18 protein-coding genes are annotated in these 16,067 nt (G+C 53.6%); 5 read left to right on the top strand and 13 right to left on the bottom strand.

Translation table 11 applies throughout. The features are described 5' to 3' along the window. The first annotated feature begins 51 nt into the window (after positions 1-51). Together GA0061070_RS16780 and wzz(fepE) are read left to right on the top strand one after the other, a co-directional pair. Entirely contained in the window at positions 52-771 is a 720-nt protein-coding gene (locus GA0061070_RS16780; RefSeq protein ID WP_090137179.1) for a YggN family protein, read from the top strand. A 252-nt stretch (positions 772-1,023) separates the two neighbouring features. Beyond that, a complete protein-coding gene (wzz(fepE), locus tag GA0061070_RS16785; protein ID WP_090137197.1) occupies positions 1,024-2,127 on the top strand; it encodes an LPS O-antigen length regulator Wzz(fepE) in 1,104 nt (367 codons plus the stop codon). A gap of 52 nt (positions 2,128-2,179) precedes the next feature. Here wzz(fepE) and hemW read toward each other — a convergent pair whose 3' ends face one another. From hemW to GA0061070_RS16810, 5 genes are read right to left on the bottom strand one after another with little or no spacing between them, the layout of a single operon-like run. Further along, entirely contained in the window at positions 2,180-3,316 is a 1,137-nt protein-coding gene (hemW, locus tag GA0061070_RS16790; RefSeq protein WP_090137180.1) for a radical SAM family heme chaperone HemW, read from the bottom strand. Then, the gene (locus GA0061070_RS16795) at positions 3,309-3,902 is read right to left on the bottom strand and encodes an XTP/dITP diphosphatase (protein WP_090137181.1); all 594 of its coding nucleotides are present in this window, start codon (positions 3,900-3,902) and stop codon (positions 3,309-3,311) included. Before GA0061070_RS16795 ends, hemW begins: the two co-directional genes overlap by 8 nt. Before the next feature lie 8 nt (positions 3,903-3,910). Continuing rightward, entirely contained in the window at positions 3,911-4,201 is a 291-nt protein-coding gene (yggU, locus tag GA0061070_RS16800; RefSeq protein ID WP_043956611.1) for a DUF167 family protein YggU, read from the bottom strand. After that, positions 4,198-4,764, bottom strand: a complete 567-nt coding sequence (locus tag GA0061070_RS16805) for a YggT family protein (RefSeq protein ID WP_090137182.1) — start codon at positions 4,762-4,764, stop codon at positions 4,198-4,200. Before GA0061070_RS16805 ends, yggU begins: the two co-directional genes overlap by 4 nt. Before the next feature lie 18 nt (positions 4,765-4,782). Next, the gene (locus GA0061070_RS16810; protein ID WP_090137183.1) at positions 4,783-5,487 is read right to left on the bottom strand and encodes a YggS family pyridoxal phosphate-dependent enzyme; all 705 of its coding nucleotides are present in this window, start codon (positions 5,485-5,487) and stop codon (positions 4,783-4,785) included. A gap of 17 nt (positions 5,488-5,504) precedes the next feature. Between GA0061070_RS16810 and GA0061070_RS16815 the strand changes: the two genes are divergently transcribed. Next, positions 5,505-6,485: a type IV pilus twitching motility protein PilT gene (locus GA0061070_RS16815; protein WP_090137184.1), complete on the top strand. Its 981-nt coding sequence runs from the start codon at positions 5,505-5,507 to the stop codon at positions 6,483-6,485. On the opposite strand, the gene GA0061070_RS16820 is transcribed toward GA0061070_RS16815, so the two are convergent. After that, a complete protein-coding gene (locus tag GA0061070_RS16820) occupies positions 6,482-8,740 on the bottom strand; it encodes an FAD-dependent oxidoreductase (RefSeq protein ID WP_090137185.1) in 2,259 nt (752 codons plus the stop codon). The two genes, GA0061070_RS16815 and GA0061070_RS16820, sit on opposite strands and share 4 nt — an antisense overlap. Positions 8,741-8,805: 65 nt before the next feature. Here GA0061070_RS16820 and GA0061070_RS16825 point away from each other — a divergent pair, with 65 nt between their 5' ends. Beyond that, positions 8,806-9,498, top strand: a complete 693-nt coding sequence (locus GA0061070_RS16825; protein ID WP_090137186.1) for an IclR family transcriptional regulator domain-containing protein — start codon at positions 8,806-8,808, stop codon at positions 9,496-9,498. A 151-nt stretch (positions 9,499-9,649) separates the two neighbouring features. Here GA0061070_RS16825 and ruvX read toward each other — a convergent pair whose 3' ends face one another. The 7 genes from ruvX to GA0061070_RS16860 all read right to left on the bottom strand — a co-directional run bounded on the left by ruvX (position 9,650) and on the right by GA0061070_RS16860 (position 15,358). Next, the gene (ruvX, locus tag GA0061070_RS16830; protein WP_090137187.1) at positions 9,650-10,066 is read right to left on the bottom strand and encodes a Holliday junction resolvase RuvX; all 417 of its coding nucleotides are present in this window, start codon (positions 10,064-10,066) and stop codon (positions 9,650-9,652) included. Further along, positions 10,066-10,629, bottom strand: a complete 564-nt coding sequence (locus GA0061070_RS16835; protein WP_090137188.1) for a YqgE/AlgH family protein — start codon at positions 10,627-10,629, stop codon at positions 10,066-10,068. Before GA0061070_RS16835 ends, ruvX begins: the two co-directional genes overlap by 1 nt. 118 nt (positions 10,630-10,747) lie before the next feature. Next, positions 10,748-11,695 carry a glutathione synthase gene (gshB, locus tag GA0061070_RS16840; RefSeq protein WP_090137189.1) on the bottom strand — a complete coding sequence of 316 codons (948 nt, stop codon included), beginning with the start codon at positions 11,693-11,695 and terminating at the stop codon, positions 10,748-10,750. Between the two features lie 13 nt (positions 11,696-11,708). Next, positions 11,709-12,440, bottom strand: coding sequence for a 16S rRNA (uracil(1498)-N(3))-methyltransferase (gene rsmE, locus GA0061070_RS16845; protein WP_090137190.1), 732 nt, complete (start codon positions 12,438-12,440; stop codon positions 11,709-11,711). Positions 12,441-12,592: 152 nt separating this feature from the next. Then, positions 12,593-13,291, bottom strand: a complete 699-nt coding sequence (gene endA / locus GA0061070_RS16850; RefSeq protein ID WP_090137191.1) for a deoxyribonuclease I — start codon at positions 13,289-13,291, stop codon at positions 12,593-12,595. An 86-nt stretch (positions 13,292-13,377) separates the two neighbouring features. Beyond that, complete coding sequence (locus GA0061070_RS16855) at positions 13,378-13,884, bottom strand: SprT family zinc-dependent metalloprotease (protein WP_090137192.1); 507 nt, start codon at positions 13,882-13,884, stop codon at positions 13,378-13,380. Positions 13,885-13,963: 79 nt separating this feature from the next. After that, positions 13,964-15,358 (bottom strand): sugar porter family MFS transporter, encoded by a 1,395-nt coding sequence (locus GA0061070_RS16860; RefSeq protein ID WP_090137193.1) that lies wholly within the window; start codon positions 15,356-15,358, stop codon positions 13,964-13,966. A 456-nt stretch (positions 15,359-15,814) separates the two neighbouring features. Between GA0061070_RS16860 and GA0061070_RS16870 the strand changes: the two genes are divergently transcribed. Then, the coding region (locus GA0061070_RS16870) for a transposase domain-containing protein (RefSeq protein ID WP_208598183.1) at positions 15,815-16,067 on the top strand (253 nt) is incomplete at its 3' end.

The following is a 16,067-nucleotide window of genomic DNA, read 5'->3' on the forward strand; positions in this document are numbered from 1 at the left end:
GCATAAGGGGCCAGCATTAGCTGGCCCGTTTTGTCTCTACAGGAGTTTTTTATGATGCGCAAAACGCTGTTAGCGGCGGCTCTTACGGTTACCGCTTTTGCGGCTCAGGCTGATTATCAATGTGGCGTGACGCCGCGTGACGATGTAATCATCAGCCCGCAAACCGTGCAGGTGAAAGGTGAGAACGGTAACCTGGTGATCACCCCGGACGGTAATGTCATGTTTAACGGCAAGCAACCTTCACTAACTGCTTCGCAGCGCGAGCAGGCGAAGGATTACCAGGCCGAATTGCGCAGCGCTCTGCCATGGATTGACGATGGCGCGCGCCGTCGCGTGGAGAAAAGCCGCGTGGCGCTGGATTCGATCATTGTCAAACAGGTGGGGGAGGACAGCAGCATGCGCAACCGTCTGACCAAACTGGATGCACAGCTGAAAGAGCAGATGAACCGCATTATTGAACATCGCAACGATGGTCTGACATTCCACTACAAAGCGATTGATGAAGTGCGCGCTAATGGTCAGCAACTGGTGAACCAGACAATGGGCGGCATTTTGCAGGACAGCATCAACGAAATGGGTACTAAAGCCGTGCTGAAGAGCGGAGGTAATCCGTTACAGAGTGTTCTGGGGAGCCTCGGCGGTTTACAGACGGCTATTCAGGATGAGTGGAAAAACCAGGAAGCGGATTTCCAACAGTTTGGCAAAGACGTTTGCAAGCGTGTCGTCTCGTTGGAAGATAACCGCAAAGCGTTAACCGCCGAATTGAAGTGATTTCCTGTCACAGGCTTTTTTATTTTCGCATGGTCAAATAAAGCCCGGCTATATATTAGCCGGGCTTTATTATTTCATTCGTATACATTACACATCTGAAATATTTTCAAACCGATTTGATATGTTAATTAAGGTAGGTTGACATGGTTATGCCTTAATGTTATCTGGAATTCGGTAAGCTTAATTCACTTTAAGAAATATCTCATTGATGATAATATCGCATTTCAAATCATGGGATCGATGCTTGCCTATATGACATCACAACATATTCAATCGAAAAATGACGCCTCCATCTATGATGGGGTTCCTGAACGCTACAAAAATACTGAGATTGATCTGCTCGGTTTAATTAGCACTTTGTGGGAAAGTAAACGAATCATCATTTCGGCTATTCTGCTATTTTCTGTGGTCGGATTCTTTATTAGTGCGTTATTAACGCCAAAATGGACCAGCCAGGCAGAAATCACGCCAGCAGAAAAACCGCAATGGAGCCAATTGCAAAAGACGCTTTCTACTTTGCAGGTTCTCGACGTTAAACCTTCCCTTGATAAGGTAGAAGTATTTAACCTGTTCCTGAAAAAGTTTAATTCTGAGTCGCTGCGCGAAGAGTTCCTGACATCCTCACCGCTGGTGGCTGGTAAGCTGATGGCCTCTAATCCTGATGCCGAAGAGCTGCGTCGTGGCATTGTACTGCTGTCCGAGAAGATCAAGGCGGTCAATAACACAACGGTGAAAAGTGCCGATACCGTGCCTTACCAGTCCTGGTCGTTAAGCTTCACCGCCCCGGTAGCTGGCGAGGCTAAAGAAATTCTTAGCGGCTACATCAATTATATTTCTGCGTTGGTTGTTAAAGAAACGTTAGATTATCTGCGCGAAGAAGTGGATTTAAAAAAGAATACGGAGAGGGAGTCTCTGGCGATGGAGCGTGAGCGGATGAATACGCTGCATGACACCAAATTGAAGCGACTAAATTACTCGCTGGAAGTGGCTAACGCTGCCGGTATTAAACGTCCTGTTTACAGTAATGGGCAAACCGTGCAGGATGACCCGGATTATTCTATTGCTTTGGGTGCTGATGGCATTGCTGAAAAGCTTAAAATCGAACAATCGATTGCCGATGTTACCAGGCTTAATGCGGATTTCCGTTATCGTGAACATCGCCTGGCGGAACTGGACAAACTGGATATTAAAGATATCACCTTCATCCCATTTAAATATCAGCTTTCTCCGTCTTTACCTACCAAAAAAGAGGGGCCGGGACGGGTTTTATTTATTATTCTGGCGGCGCTGTGTGGTGGGGTTATTGCCAGTGTTGTGGTACTAGTGCGACACGCTTTGCAGCAACAGCATCATTAATATTTCTGTGGTACTTTCGGCTCTCTGCATTCCGTGCAGAGGGCCAACGTCTTTATTCAGCCAGAAACAATTCAAGCAGCGAATTGAGAAACAGCTTACCGTGTTCGGTTATTTGCCAGTACGAGTCGCATTCACTCAAATAATTTAATGCCAGCGCCTGCTCGATCTGCGTGCGTATCGTGCTTTCATCCAGCCCAGTGTAGCGGGTGAATTCAGCGCGCGGCGCAGGCTCCAGCAGGCGAAAGCGATTCATAAAGAATTCGAACGGTTTATCCTGCGCTTCAACATCGTGCTGCTTATCAAGGTATTTTCCCTGCATATACCCACGCGGATGGCGCGTTTTCGCCGTACGCAGAATGCGCCCATCCGCAAAAGTGACTTTACCGTGCGCGCCGCAGCCAATACCCAGGTAATCACCAAAGCGCCAGTAATTGAGGTTGTGCTGACACTGATAACCCGGTTTTGCATAGGCTGAAGTTTCATACTGTTGATAACCAGCCGCAGTAAGGATCTGGTGTCCCTGCTCGAAAATATCCCACAGCGCATCATCGTCCGGCAGCACCGGCGGGCGCGAGCCAAACAGCGTATTGGGTTCGATAGTTAGTTGATACCACGACAGATGTGGGGGGTTAAGCTCGATGGCCTGGTGCAGATCGTCCAGCGCTTCTTCCAGCGACTGATCCGGCAGACCATGCATCAAATCAAGGTTAAAGCTGCGCAGCCCCAACCCGCTTGCCAGCTTCGCCGCACGTTTCGCTTCCTCCGGGCCGTGAATTCGCCCGAGCCGCTGAAGCTTGGTTTCACTGAAGCTTTGCACACCGATGGAAATACGGTTCACGCCCGCACGCTGGTAATCGACAAAACGAGCTGCTTCCACGGTGCCTGGGTTGGCCTCCATGGTTATTTCCGCATCGGCCGCAAGCGGTAGCCGGACGCGCACGCCATCCAGCAGCGTTTGCATCGCCGGGCCGGACAGCAGGCTCGGTGTGCCGCCACCAATAAAGATGGTCTTTATTTCACGTCCCTGCGCCCATGGCGCGTCAGCATCAAGATCGTTCAGCAGATGCTGAACGTAATTGTCGTGCGGCACTTCGCCCTTCAGCGCGTGCGAGTTGAAGTCGCAGTACGGGCATTTCTGCACGCACCAGGGGATATGGATATACAGGCTCAGAGGTGGCAAATCAGCCATTACGCAATGCTTCCAGTAATAGTTTCAACGCCTGGCCGCGATGGGAAATAGCGCTTTTCTCTTCGCGGGTAAGTTCCGCAGCAGTCTTACCCCTGGAAGGAACAAAGAAAATTGGATCGTAGCCAAAACCGCCGCTACCAGCCGACTGTCGCGCGATTACGCCGGGCCAGCTACCGTGACACACCAGCGGAGTCGGATCGTCCGCATGGCGCATATAGACCAGCACACAGTGGAACTGTGCGGTACGCTGTCCATCCGGGACAGATTTCAGCGCATCAAGCAGCTTTTCCAGGTTCTGCTGATCAGTCGCATCCATGCCGGAATAGCGCGCCGAATAGATCCCCGGTGCGCCCTGTAATGCATCAACCGCCAGGCCGGAATCGTCAGCAATGGCGGGCAAACCGGTAACCTGCGCCGCGTGGCGCGCTTTGAGGATTGCGTTCTCAATAAACGTCAACCCGGTCTCTTCTGCGGACTCAACGCCCAGCTCAGTTTGTGCGACCACGTCGAGGCCAAAATCATTCAATAGCGAGGCGAGCTCGCGCACTTTACCGGCATTACCGGTCGCGAGGACAACTTTTTGCATAGTGGATCCTAATCGATTAGCGCCGCGACTTCCGTCGGGATCTGTTGCGGATGAGTAATTTTAATCTGCTTATGGCGGCCAAGTTCGCCTTTTTCAATCACAACCTGGTTTTTTGCCACACGAAACTGCTTTGCGAGGTATTTGACCAGGTGTGCATTTGCCTGGCCGTCGACAGGTGGAGCGGTGATGGCGACTTTCAGTTCGTCGCCATGCAAGCCGATAATGCTGTCGCGGCTGGCTTTCGGCTGAATGTACAGCCGCAAAACCAACCCCTCTTCACAGGTAGAAACAGCACTCATAGTGCCATCCACAGCCCCGGCAGAAGAATATCGCCGGTGGATTGCAGCAGCTCTGCAACGCCCATATTGATGACGTACAGCAACAGCACCAGAATCATCGGCGAGAAGTCGATGCCGCCCATCGCTGGCAGCAGATTACGTATTGGACGCAGTAGCGGCTCCGTCAACTGTATTAAAACGTATTCGACCGGGCTACGGCCCTGGCTAACCCAACTCATGATCGCCATGACCAGCAGCACCCAAAAAATCATCAGGCCGATGGTTTTCAGTAAAATCAGCAGCGCGGAAATCCAGATGATTGGCTGGAAGGTGATCACCATAAATAGCACGATCGCTTTGATTAGACTGAGCACAAAAGCGACCAGCAGCGAGGCGCTATCCAGCGGCCCCAGCGGCGGAATGACACGGCGCAATGGCCCGACAATCGGCTGTGTAGATTTCACTACAAATTGCGAAAACGGGTTGTAAAAATCGCAGCGTGCCCACTGCATCCAGACGCGCAACAGCAGAACCATCGTATAGAGTTCAAGCACTGTCGAGAGCAGGAAAGTCAACGTCTTCATGGCGTTCCTCAATATTCCTTAATTTTTCGTGTAATCGCGCGCACCAAAAATAGCTGTGCCGATGCGCACCATCGTGCTGCCAGCCGCAATGGCGGCGATCATGTCGTCCGTCATGCCCAGCGACAGGGTATCCACGGTTGAATAACGTGTTTTGAGCGCTTCAAATGCTACAGCCATTTGCCGTGCTACGGCAAACTGCCGCGCGTAATCCGTTTCAGGCGCGGGGATCGCCATCAAACCTCGCAGGCAAATACCTGGTAATTCAACGATCTGTGCCGCCAGCGCATCCAACTCACTGAGGGCAACGCCTGATTTACTCTGCTCATCGCTGATGTTGACCTGAATCAGCACATTCAGCGGCGGCAGGCCAGCAGGGCGCTGTTCGCTTAAGCGGCTGGCGATGCGCAAACGATCGATAGTGTGGCACCAGTCGAAATGTTCGGCTACCAGACGGCTTTTATTGGACTGCAACGGCCCGATAAAGTGCCATTGCAGATCTTTCACGCCTGCTTCGCGGAAGTGAAGGATCTTATCAACCCCTTCCTGAACATAGTTTTCCCCAAACGCGCGCTGTTCGGCGTCAATGGCTTCTGCGACAGCGCTCGCAGGCTTAGTTTTGCTCACTGCAAGTAAAGTAACTTCTGCTGGAGCACGGCCGCATTGCGTTGCGGCAGCGGAGATTTTGTCCCGGACCTGTGCCAGGTTATGCGCGATATCGTTCATGTTTCCAGGATAGCGTTATGGATATAGATGAAATAGTGGAGCTTAGTGTAAAGCATAATGTCTCGGATCTACACCTGTGCAGTCATTGTCCACCGCGCTGGCGACAACAGGGACGTCTGGTGCCGGCACCTTTTCCCATGTCTGACGTCAGTGGGTTTATCAATGCGCATCTTAGTAGCGCGTTGCAGCAGCAATGGCGAGAACAGGGACAGGTTGATTTCGCTCTTACCACTGCGGGCGGACAACGCTTGCGTGCTGGTGCATTCAGCCATCATCAGGGAGTCTCGCTGGCGTTGCGACTGCTGGCGCAAAGCAGCCCATTGCTCGCAGAGCTGGATGCGCCCGCTGCGCTGAACACTCTGCTGGAGCGGGATAACGGGCTTATTCTGGTTACTGGCGCTACCGGTAGCGGCAAATCCACGACTCTTGCGGCGATGGTTGATTATCTCAATCAACATCATGACGGGCATATTTTGACGCTGGAAGATCCGATCGAATTTGTCCATACCAGCAAGCGTTGCTTGATCCAGCAGCGGGAGATCGGCCAGCACTGTAACTCATTCGCTGCGGGTTTGCGTGCAGCGCTGCGTGAAGATCCGGATGTGATCCTGCTGGGCGAGTTGCGCGACAGCGAAACCATCCGTCTGGCTTTGACTGCCGCAGAGACCGGTCATCTGGTTCTGGCCACGCTGCATACGCGGGGAGCAGCGCAGGCGGTTGAACGTCTGGTGGATACGTTTCCGGCACAGGAGAAAGATCCGGTACGCAGCCAACTGGCCGGAAGTCTGCAAGCGGTGCTGGCGCAGAGGCTGGAAGCAGACACGCGGGGAGGGCGGATCGCGCTGTTTGAACTGCTGATTAATTCTCCGGCGGTCGCTAATCTGATCCGCGAAGGCAAAACACACCAGTTACCCGGCGTGATGCAGACCGGGCAGCAGGCGGGCATGCAGACCTTTGCGCAGAGCCATCAGCAGCGCGTCCAGCAGGGCTGGCTTTAACGCACGTTTAGCGAATATACCGCAGGCAGAGCACCCGCAGTTGCCAGGATCTCCAGCCGAACGCTCAATGCTGTCAGTGGTTCGGCGAACCGGTGCTGGCAGACGGAATGGTGATTATCCCGTACTTCAGCCAGGAGTTTATCGCCCGCCCACAGGCGGTAGTGCGTAATACAGTGTGGCGTCACAGCGTAGTAATGGCCCATTTGTACCGACTCCATGGCGTTATCAAAGTCGTTGTCCTGCACCAGCGTCAGATGATGGATCTGGCGTGGTGTGGCCCAACGCCAGACGATCTCCGGGGTCGGATCGTTAGCATCCGGCGTCCAGCCGTTGATCTGCTGCTCCGGGCGCAGACGTCCGTTAAGCACATTCTGTACGCTCCACGCAGTTAATGGCTGGCTGAGACGCAGGGCAGGCATAATTTGTTGCGGATGACGGCGCGGCAGCCAGAAGTCGAACTCATCGACGCCATAATCGCCATCGACAACCTGACGAGTGTGTTTCGCCACGCGTGCATTCAGGCTGTTAAATACCGTCATCATGCCGGGCAGATGAGTATCCGTCAGAGCGATCTCTATACCATCCTGCGCGTTGAAGGCGATAAACAGATACTGGTCGCGCTCGCTCTGCCAGCGGAATGACAAGGTGTGCCAGGTTTCGCCGGAAACCTGTAATACACACTCGTCGTATTGATAATCAGGGGTGAAATTTCCGGCACGCGCGCTGCCGAGCAGGGATACTGCCAGAGTTTGCGGCGTTTTGGCCCGCAGAAACAATGAGATATCCGGCAATGGTGCGCCTGCCTGTGCTGGCAGCAGCAGTGCCATCCGGCCTGTTAATGCGTGCCAGCGACCACTGGCAGGAAGTTCAGTTAATTGGTATTCGCTACTGGCGCTGACCTCTGCCCCGCACGCTGGATCGTTCAGCCAGTGCCGCGGAATATAGCAGCCGTTAACCTGTAGCTGCCGTTGCAGTAAGCCGATGTGTGTAGGCTCCGCCAGTTCGCGTGGGGTAAGGTGCTCTGTTTTACAAAGTGCGGCGGCGCGTCCCACCACTTCACCCAGCAGGCCGCAGGTGCACATCACGCGGGCGCTGCCAAATGCGACATGGGAGGCGGAAATCAGCCTGCCGGTGAGGAACAGATTGTCCAGCGAGCGGCTATAAAGGCTGCGAAATGGAATGGTGTAGGTGCCTTTGCTGTGAAACTGGCGGCAGCCGTCGTGAGTGCTGTAAACGCCATCAGCCGGATGCAGGTCGATCGACCAGCCACCGTATGCCACGGCATCGTAGTGATCGCGTTGTTCGATAATATCCTGCTGGCACAGTAAATGATCGCCAAGGAATCGGCGGCTCTCGCGCTTGCCAGGAATTGCGCCTACCCATTCGATGGTCATATTGGCGGCTTCCGGGAAGTTGCCGGAGTTTTTAATGTAAGCCCAGACGCCCCAGACGATTTTCCACAGTTCCCATTTAATCTCTTCGCTTTCATGTACGGTATCAAGGCGGCCTCCCCACTCCAGCCACCACAAATCACAACCGTTGAGTGTTGATGTCAGCCGCTTGTAGCGCGGGATCTCGGTTATATCTTGCAGCGCAAAAGAGGGCGACACAAAGTTGACCGGTCCATCGGTTTGTTTGGTATAGAAATAGATCGAATGGCCCAGCTTATGCCCGAAATGATCCCCCGGCGCCATCTTCTCACCCAGCTCTTGTGCGTCTTCTGCGCCCTCGCGATATTCAGCGCCCGCCAGAAAACCCAACACACCATCGCCAGTGGCGTCGCAAAACTGTGCCGCATTTACGCTGTAAAAGGTTTCGTTGATCGGATTGAAGGCTTTAATGCGGGTAATGTGCCGCTGCTCTTTTTCCACTTCATAAACGGCAGTATTCAGCAAAAGCGTTAACCCCGGCTGGCTTTTTGCCAAATCCAGCAGGACCAGATCGAACATCACCGGGTTGCCTTCTTTGTTGCGCCAGAGGTTCTCTTCCATGATTTGGCCCATGATACCGCCTTCGCGCGCCCAGCGGTTATTGTTCCCCATATGCGATGTGGCACCATTCGCCCACAGCCTTACTTCGCTGGACGCATTCCCACCAGGCACTGGCCTGTCCTGAATCATTACCACTTGTAAGCCGTCGCGGGCAGCCGCAAGAGCGGCGCAAAGACCGGCAAGGCCACCGCCTGCGACTAACAGATCGCAGTACAGATGCAGCGTCGGAAAGGTTCTCGCCTCGCTATGGGGAAAGATCTTCATAATCTTGTATCCTTCTTTACTGGCGGTAAAATCGAATTCTGAGCAATCCAGGAAGCGAATCCTTAATGTCCTCACAACCTAACCAAAGTCTGATTGACGGTATCCGCTGCCTCCAGTATCTGGTTTCCAGTGGTCGCGCCATTGGTTGCCGCGAGCTGGCTCGCCTGATGGGCATTAACACCACGCGCGTTAACCGGTTGCTGATGACCATGGCGTCGATCGGCCTGACCATGCAGGATGCTCAGCGACGTTATTTGCCAGGGCCTGGTATCCATGCGCTGGCGGCGCAGGCGATTCGCGGGTCGGCACTTTTCTCCCAGGCACTCCCTCTGCTTGAACGCTATGCGCCGAAAGACATCGTGGTGGCGATGGGCGTGCTGTGGGAGGATCAGGTCATTTATATCTATCACTCCAAACCTGGTAGCCAGGTCAGCCAGGCGCTGGCCGGTTTTCACATGCTGCCCGCCTGGCAATCCGTCATCGGCATGTCGCTGCTGGCGGCGGAAAGCGATGATGAACTGCAAAAACGCTTTACTGACGAGCAGTGGCAGCAACTTGGCCCACATGTGGCTCTGCAGCGTCAGCATGGTCATGTGGTCTGGCATCATGACGATGGCGAAGTGTCGATGGCCAAACCCCTCGGCGCACACTCTGCGGCGCTGGCCTTTGCCGGGATGTGGAACATTGAAGACGCTGAAGTCGAAATCCGCTTGCAGGCGCTTCATACACTGGCCAGTCATCTGACGGAAAAGGCCTGACAGATTTATTGCCCTTGTGTTTCTTTTATAGAAACAATAAGCGAAATGCAAAAAGGGTGGTCAGAAACTGTGAAAAGGATCGGCAAAAAGCCGCGGGCTGAGCGCGGCGTTATTCAGGTGAGGTTGCTACAAAACCTAACTGAAGAGGGGATCAGGCGTGCTGCTCGAAATAGCTTTCGAGGATGATCACGGCGGAGGCGGAATCAACGCTGCCTTTGTCGAGCGCGCGAAAACCTCCGCGTTCGAACAAACCGGCACGCGCTTCTACGGTACTTAACCGCTCATCATGCAGCGTAACTTTCACGCCAAAACGACCGTGCACTTTGTTGGCAAAATTGCGTGCGCGCGCCGTCAGCAGTTGTTCGGTATCATCCATATTGAGTGGTAAGCCGACGATAACTGTTTCCGGCTGCCACTCTTTCAGTAATTTTTCGATAAGTTTCCAGTCTGGCGTGCCATCCTGCGCTTTCAGCGCGGTGAGTGGACGCGCCGTTCCGGTAATGCGTTGCCCAATGGCGACGCCAATGCTTTTGGTGCCAAAGTCAAAGGCCAGCAAGGTTCCGCTCATCAGGCGTGCCCCGCTACGCCAGGCATAGTGGAGATATCGATACCGATAAGTTTTGCCGCTTCGCGCCAGCGGTCGGCGATTGGCGTTTTGAACAGAATGTTGAGATCGGCCGGGGCGGTGAGCCAGGCGTTATCCATGATCTCTTGCTCCAGTTGCCCTTTTTCCCACGAGGCGTATCCCAGTGCGACCAGCACCTCGCTCGGCTGTTCTGCCGTTCCAAGGGTTTCCAGTACATCGCGTGAGGTGGTGACCACGGTATTATCCGAAACGCGAATGCTGGAAGCGAATGTGGCGGGCGGCGTATGCAGGATAAAACCACGATCTTCCGCCAATGGGCCGCCCAGCAGCACCGGCTTGTCCAGGCGGATGGCCGGATCACGCTGTTCTGGCTGGATTTTGAGTTTTTCCAGGACACCGTCAACTTTCAGGTTTTCCAGAGGCTTATTAATAATCAGCCCCATTGCACCTTCGTCGTTGTACTCGCAGATATACACTACCGAGCGCCGAAAGAGAGGATCCCGAAGAGCAGGCATGGCAATAAGAAAGTGATGCTGTAAATTCATTGTCAGAGGTTCTGTTTCCTGGTTCAAAAAAGCGACAGCCTAGTATGGGGGGAAAGCGCAGATCTGTCACCTGGCAATGCTGTCATGGCGGGATCCTTCCCGCCCTGTTGCGCTGAGATTATTTACCCAGACGTTTTTCGATGGCATCCATCAGCATACCCGTGATGGAGATCGGGAATTCAGCCTCAATTTCACGCACGCAGGTCGGGCTGGTAACGTTAATTTCGGTTAGACGGTCGCCGATAATATCCAGGCCAACAAAAATCAGCCCTTTGGCTTTCAACACCGGCGCGACTTTGCGCGCAATCGCCCAGTCGCTTTCGCTTAACGGACGCGGTTCACCGCGGCCGCCCGCTGCCAGGTTGCCGCGGGTTTCGCCACCCTGCGGAATACGCGCCAGGCAGTAAGGAACCGGTTCACCGTCAACCACCAGCACGCGCTTGTCGCCGTCTTTGATCGCTGGCAGATAGTTTTGTGCCATGCAGTAACGGCTACCCAGTTCGGTCAGCGTTTCAGTAATCACTGACAGGTTCGGATCGCCCTCTTTGACGCGGAAAATTGACGTGCCGCCCATGCCGTCCAGCGGTTTAAGGATGATGTCGGTATGCTTTTGCCAGAATGCTTTCAGCTGTGCTTTATTGCGCGTAACCAGCGTTTCCGGCGTCAGATCCGGGAACCAGGCGGTGAACAGTTTTTCATTACAGTCGCGCAGGCTCTGCGGCTTATTAACGATCAGCGTACCTTTCTCTTCTGCACGCTCAAGAATGTAGGTCGCATAGATATACTCGGTGTCAAACGGCGGATCTTTACGCATCAGGATGGTGTCCAGATTGGCCAGCGCTATATCCTGTTCACTACCGAATTCGTACCATTTGTCGTAGTTCTGTTCGACGGAAAGCGTGCGGGTGCGGGCGCGGGCTTCACCATTGATCAGGTAAAGATCCGCCATCTCCATATAGTGCAGCTCATAGCCACGGCGCTGTGCTTCCAGCAGCATGGCAAAGCTGGTGTCTTTTTTGATGTTAATGTCCGCGATGGGATCCATCACGATGCCAAGCTTGATCATTCTGCTTCTCCTTTCAACCCAGGTCGCCAAAGCGGACCTGAAGCGCGGTGATGGCGGTAAGTGCCGTAGTTTCTGTACGCAATACGCGTGGCCCCAACAAAATATCCGTAAACTGATAGCGAGCGGTCATCGCGATCTCATCGGCAGAGAGGCCACCTTCCGGGCCTATCAGCAATCTGATGCGCTCAACTGGCAGCGGAAGCGTGTTAATGCTCTGGCTGGCGCGCGGATGCAGGTTCAGTTTCAGACCGACATCTTCTTCGGCACACCACTCTTCCAGATCCATCACCGGGCGAATTTCCGGCACACGGTTACGACCACACTGTTCACAAGCGGCAATGGCGATTTTCTGCCACTGCTGGAGCTTTTTGTTCAGGCGCTCGGCGTCAAGTTTAACCCCGCAGCGCTCAGAAAAAAGTGGCGTAATGAGGCTTACGCCCAGCTCGATTGACTTCTGAATAGTGAATTCCATCTTTTCGCCGCGCGACATCACCTGGCCCAGATGGATATGCAGCGGGGATTCACGATCATCCACTTCGCTACGCAAAATTTTGACTATCACGCTTTTCTTATCCGCGCGAACAATCTCGGCGTCGAATACCTGATTGGAGCCATCGAACAGTTGAATAGCCTGGCCCGACCCCATACGTAGCACGCGGCCAACGTGGTTTGCGGCATCTTCGCTCAGCGCGATTTCATGGCCCGGCTGAAGAGGTTCAGGGTGATGGATGCGGGGAATACGCATGTTTTGAAGTTCCGTCTGTCAGTCGATGCAGCGGCCCATGGGTGGAAAGTGCGCCGCTGCACCTATCAATAATCAGTTGTCGCCAGGCTGTGTCCCGTAATTGTACCCAGCGTCGCCACCACGACCAATTACGGGACACAGCCTAGTGTAGGTTAGCTCTTTCGCGCCATGCAAGCGCGCTGCACATAAGGGTTGTGGTTACCCTGCACCTCGGCAATGCGCGCATCGCGCGTACACTCCCAGTCGGTTACTGGATACTGCTTATCCCACGCCGTAAACAGTTGCGTTTGCTGGCGTGAAAGGCTGAGCTGATATTGATCGCGCATATAGAAGTAGGTCCGGGCAATCGCCCCACGGGCGCGGGCTGGCGGCTCAGCGAGCTTTGCTTTGAAATCAATCTTCATGTCGCACTGGCCATACTGCCCGTCGCCGCCATTCCACTGGCTATACATAAAGTTGCCGCGATCGCCATTCACTTCACCGACGGCAGGTTGCAGGTTGTGCATATCGCTTTCAATCTTGCGATAGACCGGATCTTTGGTGCAGTTTTTCCGTCCGCCATCCTGCCAGCACTGGCGCAGATGGCCGAACTGCCATGCAGGCATCACATGTTCCCATTCAATGCGGCTGGCGCGGTTTTCGTTTTTTCGCACCTTATAACCGCAGGATGCGAGGTCAACCACTCCTTTTTTACCCTGCCAGTTAATTTTGCAACCGCAGTAGAAGTCGCCCGGAGCGTCGGCGTTAACTTTTACTCCAGCCGCTTTTGCCTGGGCAAAGCTGTTTATGCCATCCGCCGCGAAAGCGGGAATGGCGACCAGTGTGATGAAAAGTGAGAAAAGACGAAACATAGCGAACTCCCTGGGAAACGAGTTCGCAACGTAGCGGAAGGTGTTGTCTGATGCAATCAGTAAGCGCAGAAAATTTCTTAATGGATTCAGTTAGTCGTGTCGGCAATAAGCGGTTCGCCACAGCGTACACAGCGATAAACGGCCTCGCCACGCAGCACACGGTTGTGTCGGCGCACCGTAAGCTGGTGCTGCTGGCATTGACAATGGTATGGGAAAGTATTGAATCGTACCGATTCCAGTTCGAACTGGTGCGTGCGGCGAGCAGGGACGCCAAGTACGCTTTCCATCATCCATTTCCACTCCTTGCCATGCGGGGCAACGCGGCCGAAACGTTTCCACACCAGCAGATGCGCCAGCTCATGCGGAACCACTTCTTCAACAAACGCCTGCTGGTTTTCCAGCAGCAGCACGGGGTTGAGACGGATTTCGTAATCTGCAAGCCAGGCGGTACCTGCCGCTGTGCCACGCTGTTGATACACCACTTTAGGTTCGGGATAGCTGCGCCCCAGTTTCTGGTTCGCAAGGGCAAGTTTATCCCGCAGGCTCTGCATAACGGCTTGCTGGATGGCGATGGGGAGACGGGGTGTTTTCATAGTTGCAGAGAATAGGACTGACGAAGCGCGAGTGCAACAGGCAAAACAGAGGCTTCCTCCGCAGAGGAAGCCTGAAGGGTTAATTGTGGGAACCGATCTCGCGCAGCGGACGACCACGCATCAGGTTACGCTCGATGTGCTCCAGCGAAACGTGTTTGGTTTCCGGTACCAGCCACAGAGTCAGCACTATGAACAGCAGGTTCAGCGCGCCATAAACCCAGAAGGTATTGGCATTGCCCAGCGAGTTCAGCATCGTCAGGAAGGTTGCGCCGACGATCATATTGGCAATCCAGTTAGTGGCAGTTGAGCAGGTAATACCGAAGTCGCGGCCTTTCAGCGGCTGGATTTCGGAGCACAGCACCCAGATCAGCGGACCGGCGCTCATGGCAAAACCCACAATGAACATCAGCAACATGGCGACTGCAAAGTACTGCGTTGAAGGTGAGTGGATGCCGAGGTGCAGCATCGTACCGAGGATCCCCATCCCGGCGGCCATGACCAGGAAGCCCAGCACCAGCGTCGGTTTACGTCCCCAGCGGTCTACCAGACCGATAGCGATAAAGGTTGCCAACACGTTGGTCAGACCAACGATAACGGTGCCCCACATCTGTTCGTTGGTGTTGCTGTAACCCGCCAGTTCAAAGATTTTCGGCGCGTAGTACATGATGACGTTCATGCCGGTGAACTGCTGCATGATTTGCAACAGCACGCCGAGGAATACTGCGCGGCGGAAATGGGTGTTCTCTTTAAACAGCGCCCAGCCGGTCTGTTTCACTTTCAGACTTTCACGGATCTCTTCCAGCTCGTTTTTCGCTTCTGCGCTGGTGTCACGCAGGCGCAACAGCACGCGCTCAGCATCGTGGAAGCGGCGTTTAGCGGCAAACCAGCGCGGGCTGTCTGGCAGGAAGAAGACGCCAATCAGTAGCAAAATAGCCGGAATGATGATCACGCCCAGCATCCAGCGCCATTCGCCGCTGTAGCTGAAAGCCGTATCCGAGAGATACGCGCCGAGAATACCGATGGTGATCATCAACTGATACATGGAGATCATGCTGCCGCGAATTTTTTCCGGTGCGATCTCGGAAAGGTAGAGCGGCGCAGTATAAGAGGCGACCCCAACGGCCAGGCCAAGCAGCACGCGGGAAATAATCAACACTTCCACATTTGGCGCGGCGGCAGAACACAGCGACCCTGCGACAAACAGTACGGCACCAATCATCAAACTTTTTTTACGTCCCAGGCGCCAGGAGAGCCAGCCGCTGCCGACAGCACCGACAGCGGCGCCAAACATCATTGAACTGACCACCCACTCCTGTGTATGTGAGCTAATTTGAAAGTCTTTGGTGATAAAGGGCAGAGCACCAGCAATAACCCCAATATCCAGACCAAAAAGTAATCCTGCCAGTGCAGCGAGGAAACAAACAAAAAAGGTCATCGCCTTGTTTGAATGCCTCTGTTTTTTATTGTCAGGCATGATGCCCTCCATTGTTGTATTGGTTGTTCCGGTGACAAAAATAGGTCAGTCACCGGCAAAATTAAGTGACTTACATCACATGAGTGTAATCGATTACATTCCGACAAGACCGGCAATGTAAATAAAAGTGTTAAATATTATAGGATTGTTTACGTTAAAAGGTGAATGTAATGGGGAAGTTTCAGACTAAACCGAAACGTAATGTAACACACCTGCTTTGCTCCTTTTTCAAAAAGAAAAATCTGAAAAAAATCAGCGAGGCGGCGGGGTGTAATCGCTTTCAGAAAAATACCAGGAGGGTATTAACAAGTATAGACAGCGAAAATAACTGTGCTGCAAGGACGAGAAATGTAAAAGGCCAGCACGAGGCTGTAATGCCGATCAGTTAAGGATCAGTTGACCGATCCAGTGGCTGTGTAAGAATCCGGAAACGCTCACTCGTTTCCGGATTTTTTTATGTACATTGGACAGGCCCTTGATTTGGTATCCCGTTACGATTCTCTGCGTAACCCACTGACTTCTCTGGGGGATTACCTCGACCCCGAACTCATCTCTCGTTGCCTTGCCGAATCAGGTACAGTAACGCTACGCAAGCGCCGTCTTCCCCTCGAAATGATGGTCTGGTGTATTGTTGGCATGGCGCTTGAGCGTAAAGAACCTCTTCACCAGATTGTGAATCGCCTGGACATCATGCTGCCGGGCAATCGCC

The sequence above is a fragment of the Kosakonia oryziphila genome (assembly GCF_900094795.1).
Lineage (GTDB): Bacteria > Pseudomonadota > Gammaproteobacteria > Enterobacterales > Enterobacteriaceae > Kosakonia > Kosakonia oryziphila.

Coding starts and splice junctions, on each gene's coding strand:
- GA0061070_RS16780 (WP_090137179.1), top strand. CDS start 52: ATGATGCGCAAAACGCTGTTAGCGGCGGCTCTTACGGTTACCGCTTTT.
- hemW (WP_090137180.1), bottom strand. CDS start 3,316: ATGGCTGATTTGCCACCTCTGAGCCTGTATATCCATATCCCCTGGTGC.
- GA0061070_RS16795 (WP_090137181.1), bottom strand. CDS start 3,902: ATGCAAAAAGTTGTCCTCGCGACCGGTAATGCCGGTAAAGTGCGCGAG.
- yggU (WP_043956611.1), bottom strand. CDS start 4,201: ATGAGTGCTGTTTCTACCTGTGAAGAGGGGTTGGTTTTGCGGCTGTAC.
- GA0061070_RS16805 (WP_090137182.1), bottom strand. CDS start 4,764: ATGAAGACGTTGACTTTCCTGCTCTCGACAGTGCTTGAACTCTATACG.
- GA0061070_RS16810 (WP_090137183.1), bottom strand. CDS start 5,487: ATGAACGATATCGCGCATAACCTGGCACAGGTCCGGGACAAAATCTCC.
- GA0061070_RS16815 (WP_090137184.1), top strand. CDS start 5,505: ATGGATATAGATGAAATAGTGGAGCTTAGTGTAAAGCATAATGTCTCG.
- GA0061070_RS16820 (WP_090137185.1), bottom strand. CDS start 8,740: ATGAAGATCTTTCCCCATAGCGAGGCGAGAACCTTTCCGACGCTGCAT.
- GA0061070_RS16825 (WP_090137186.1), top strand. CDS start 8,806: ATGTCCTCACAACCTAACCAAAGTCTGATTGACGGTATCCGCTGCCTC.
- ruvX (WP_090137187.1), bottom strand. CDS start 10,066: ATGAGCGGAACCTTGCTGGCCTTTGACTTTGGCACCAAAAGCATTGGC.
- GA0061070_RS16835 (WP_090137188.1), bottom strand. CDS start 10,629: ATGAATTTACAGCATCACTTTCTTATTGCCATGCCTGCTCTTCGGGAT.
- gshB (WP_090137189.1), bottom strand. CDS start 11,695: ATGATCAAGCTTGGCATCGTGATGGATCCCATCGCGGACATTAACATC.
- rsmE (WP_090137190.1), bottom strand. CDS start 12,440: ATGCGTATTCCCCGCATCCATCACCCTGAACCTCTTCAGCCGGGCCAT.
- endA (WP_090137191.1), bottom strand. CDS start 13,291: ATGTTTCGTCTTTTCTCACTTTTCATCACACTGGTCGCCATTCCCGCT.
- GA0061070_RS16855 (WP_090137192.1), bottom strand. CDS start 13,884: ATGAAAACACCCCGTCTCCCCATCGCCATCCAGCAAGCCGTTATGCAG.
- GA0061070_RS16860 (WP_090137193.1), bottom strand. CDS start 15,358: ATGCCTGACAATAAAAAACAGAGGCATTCAAACAAGGCGATGACCTTT.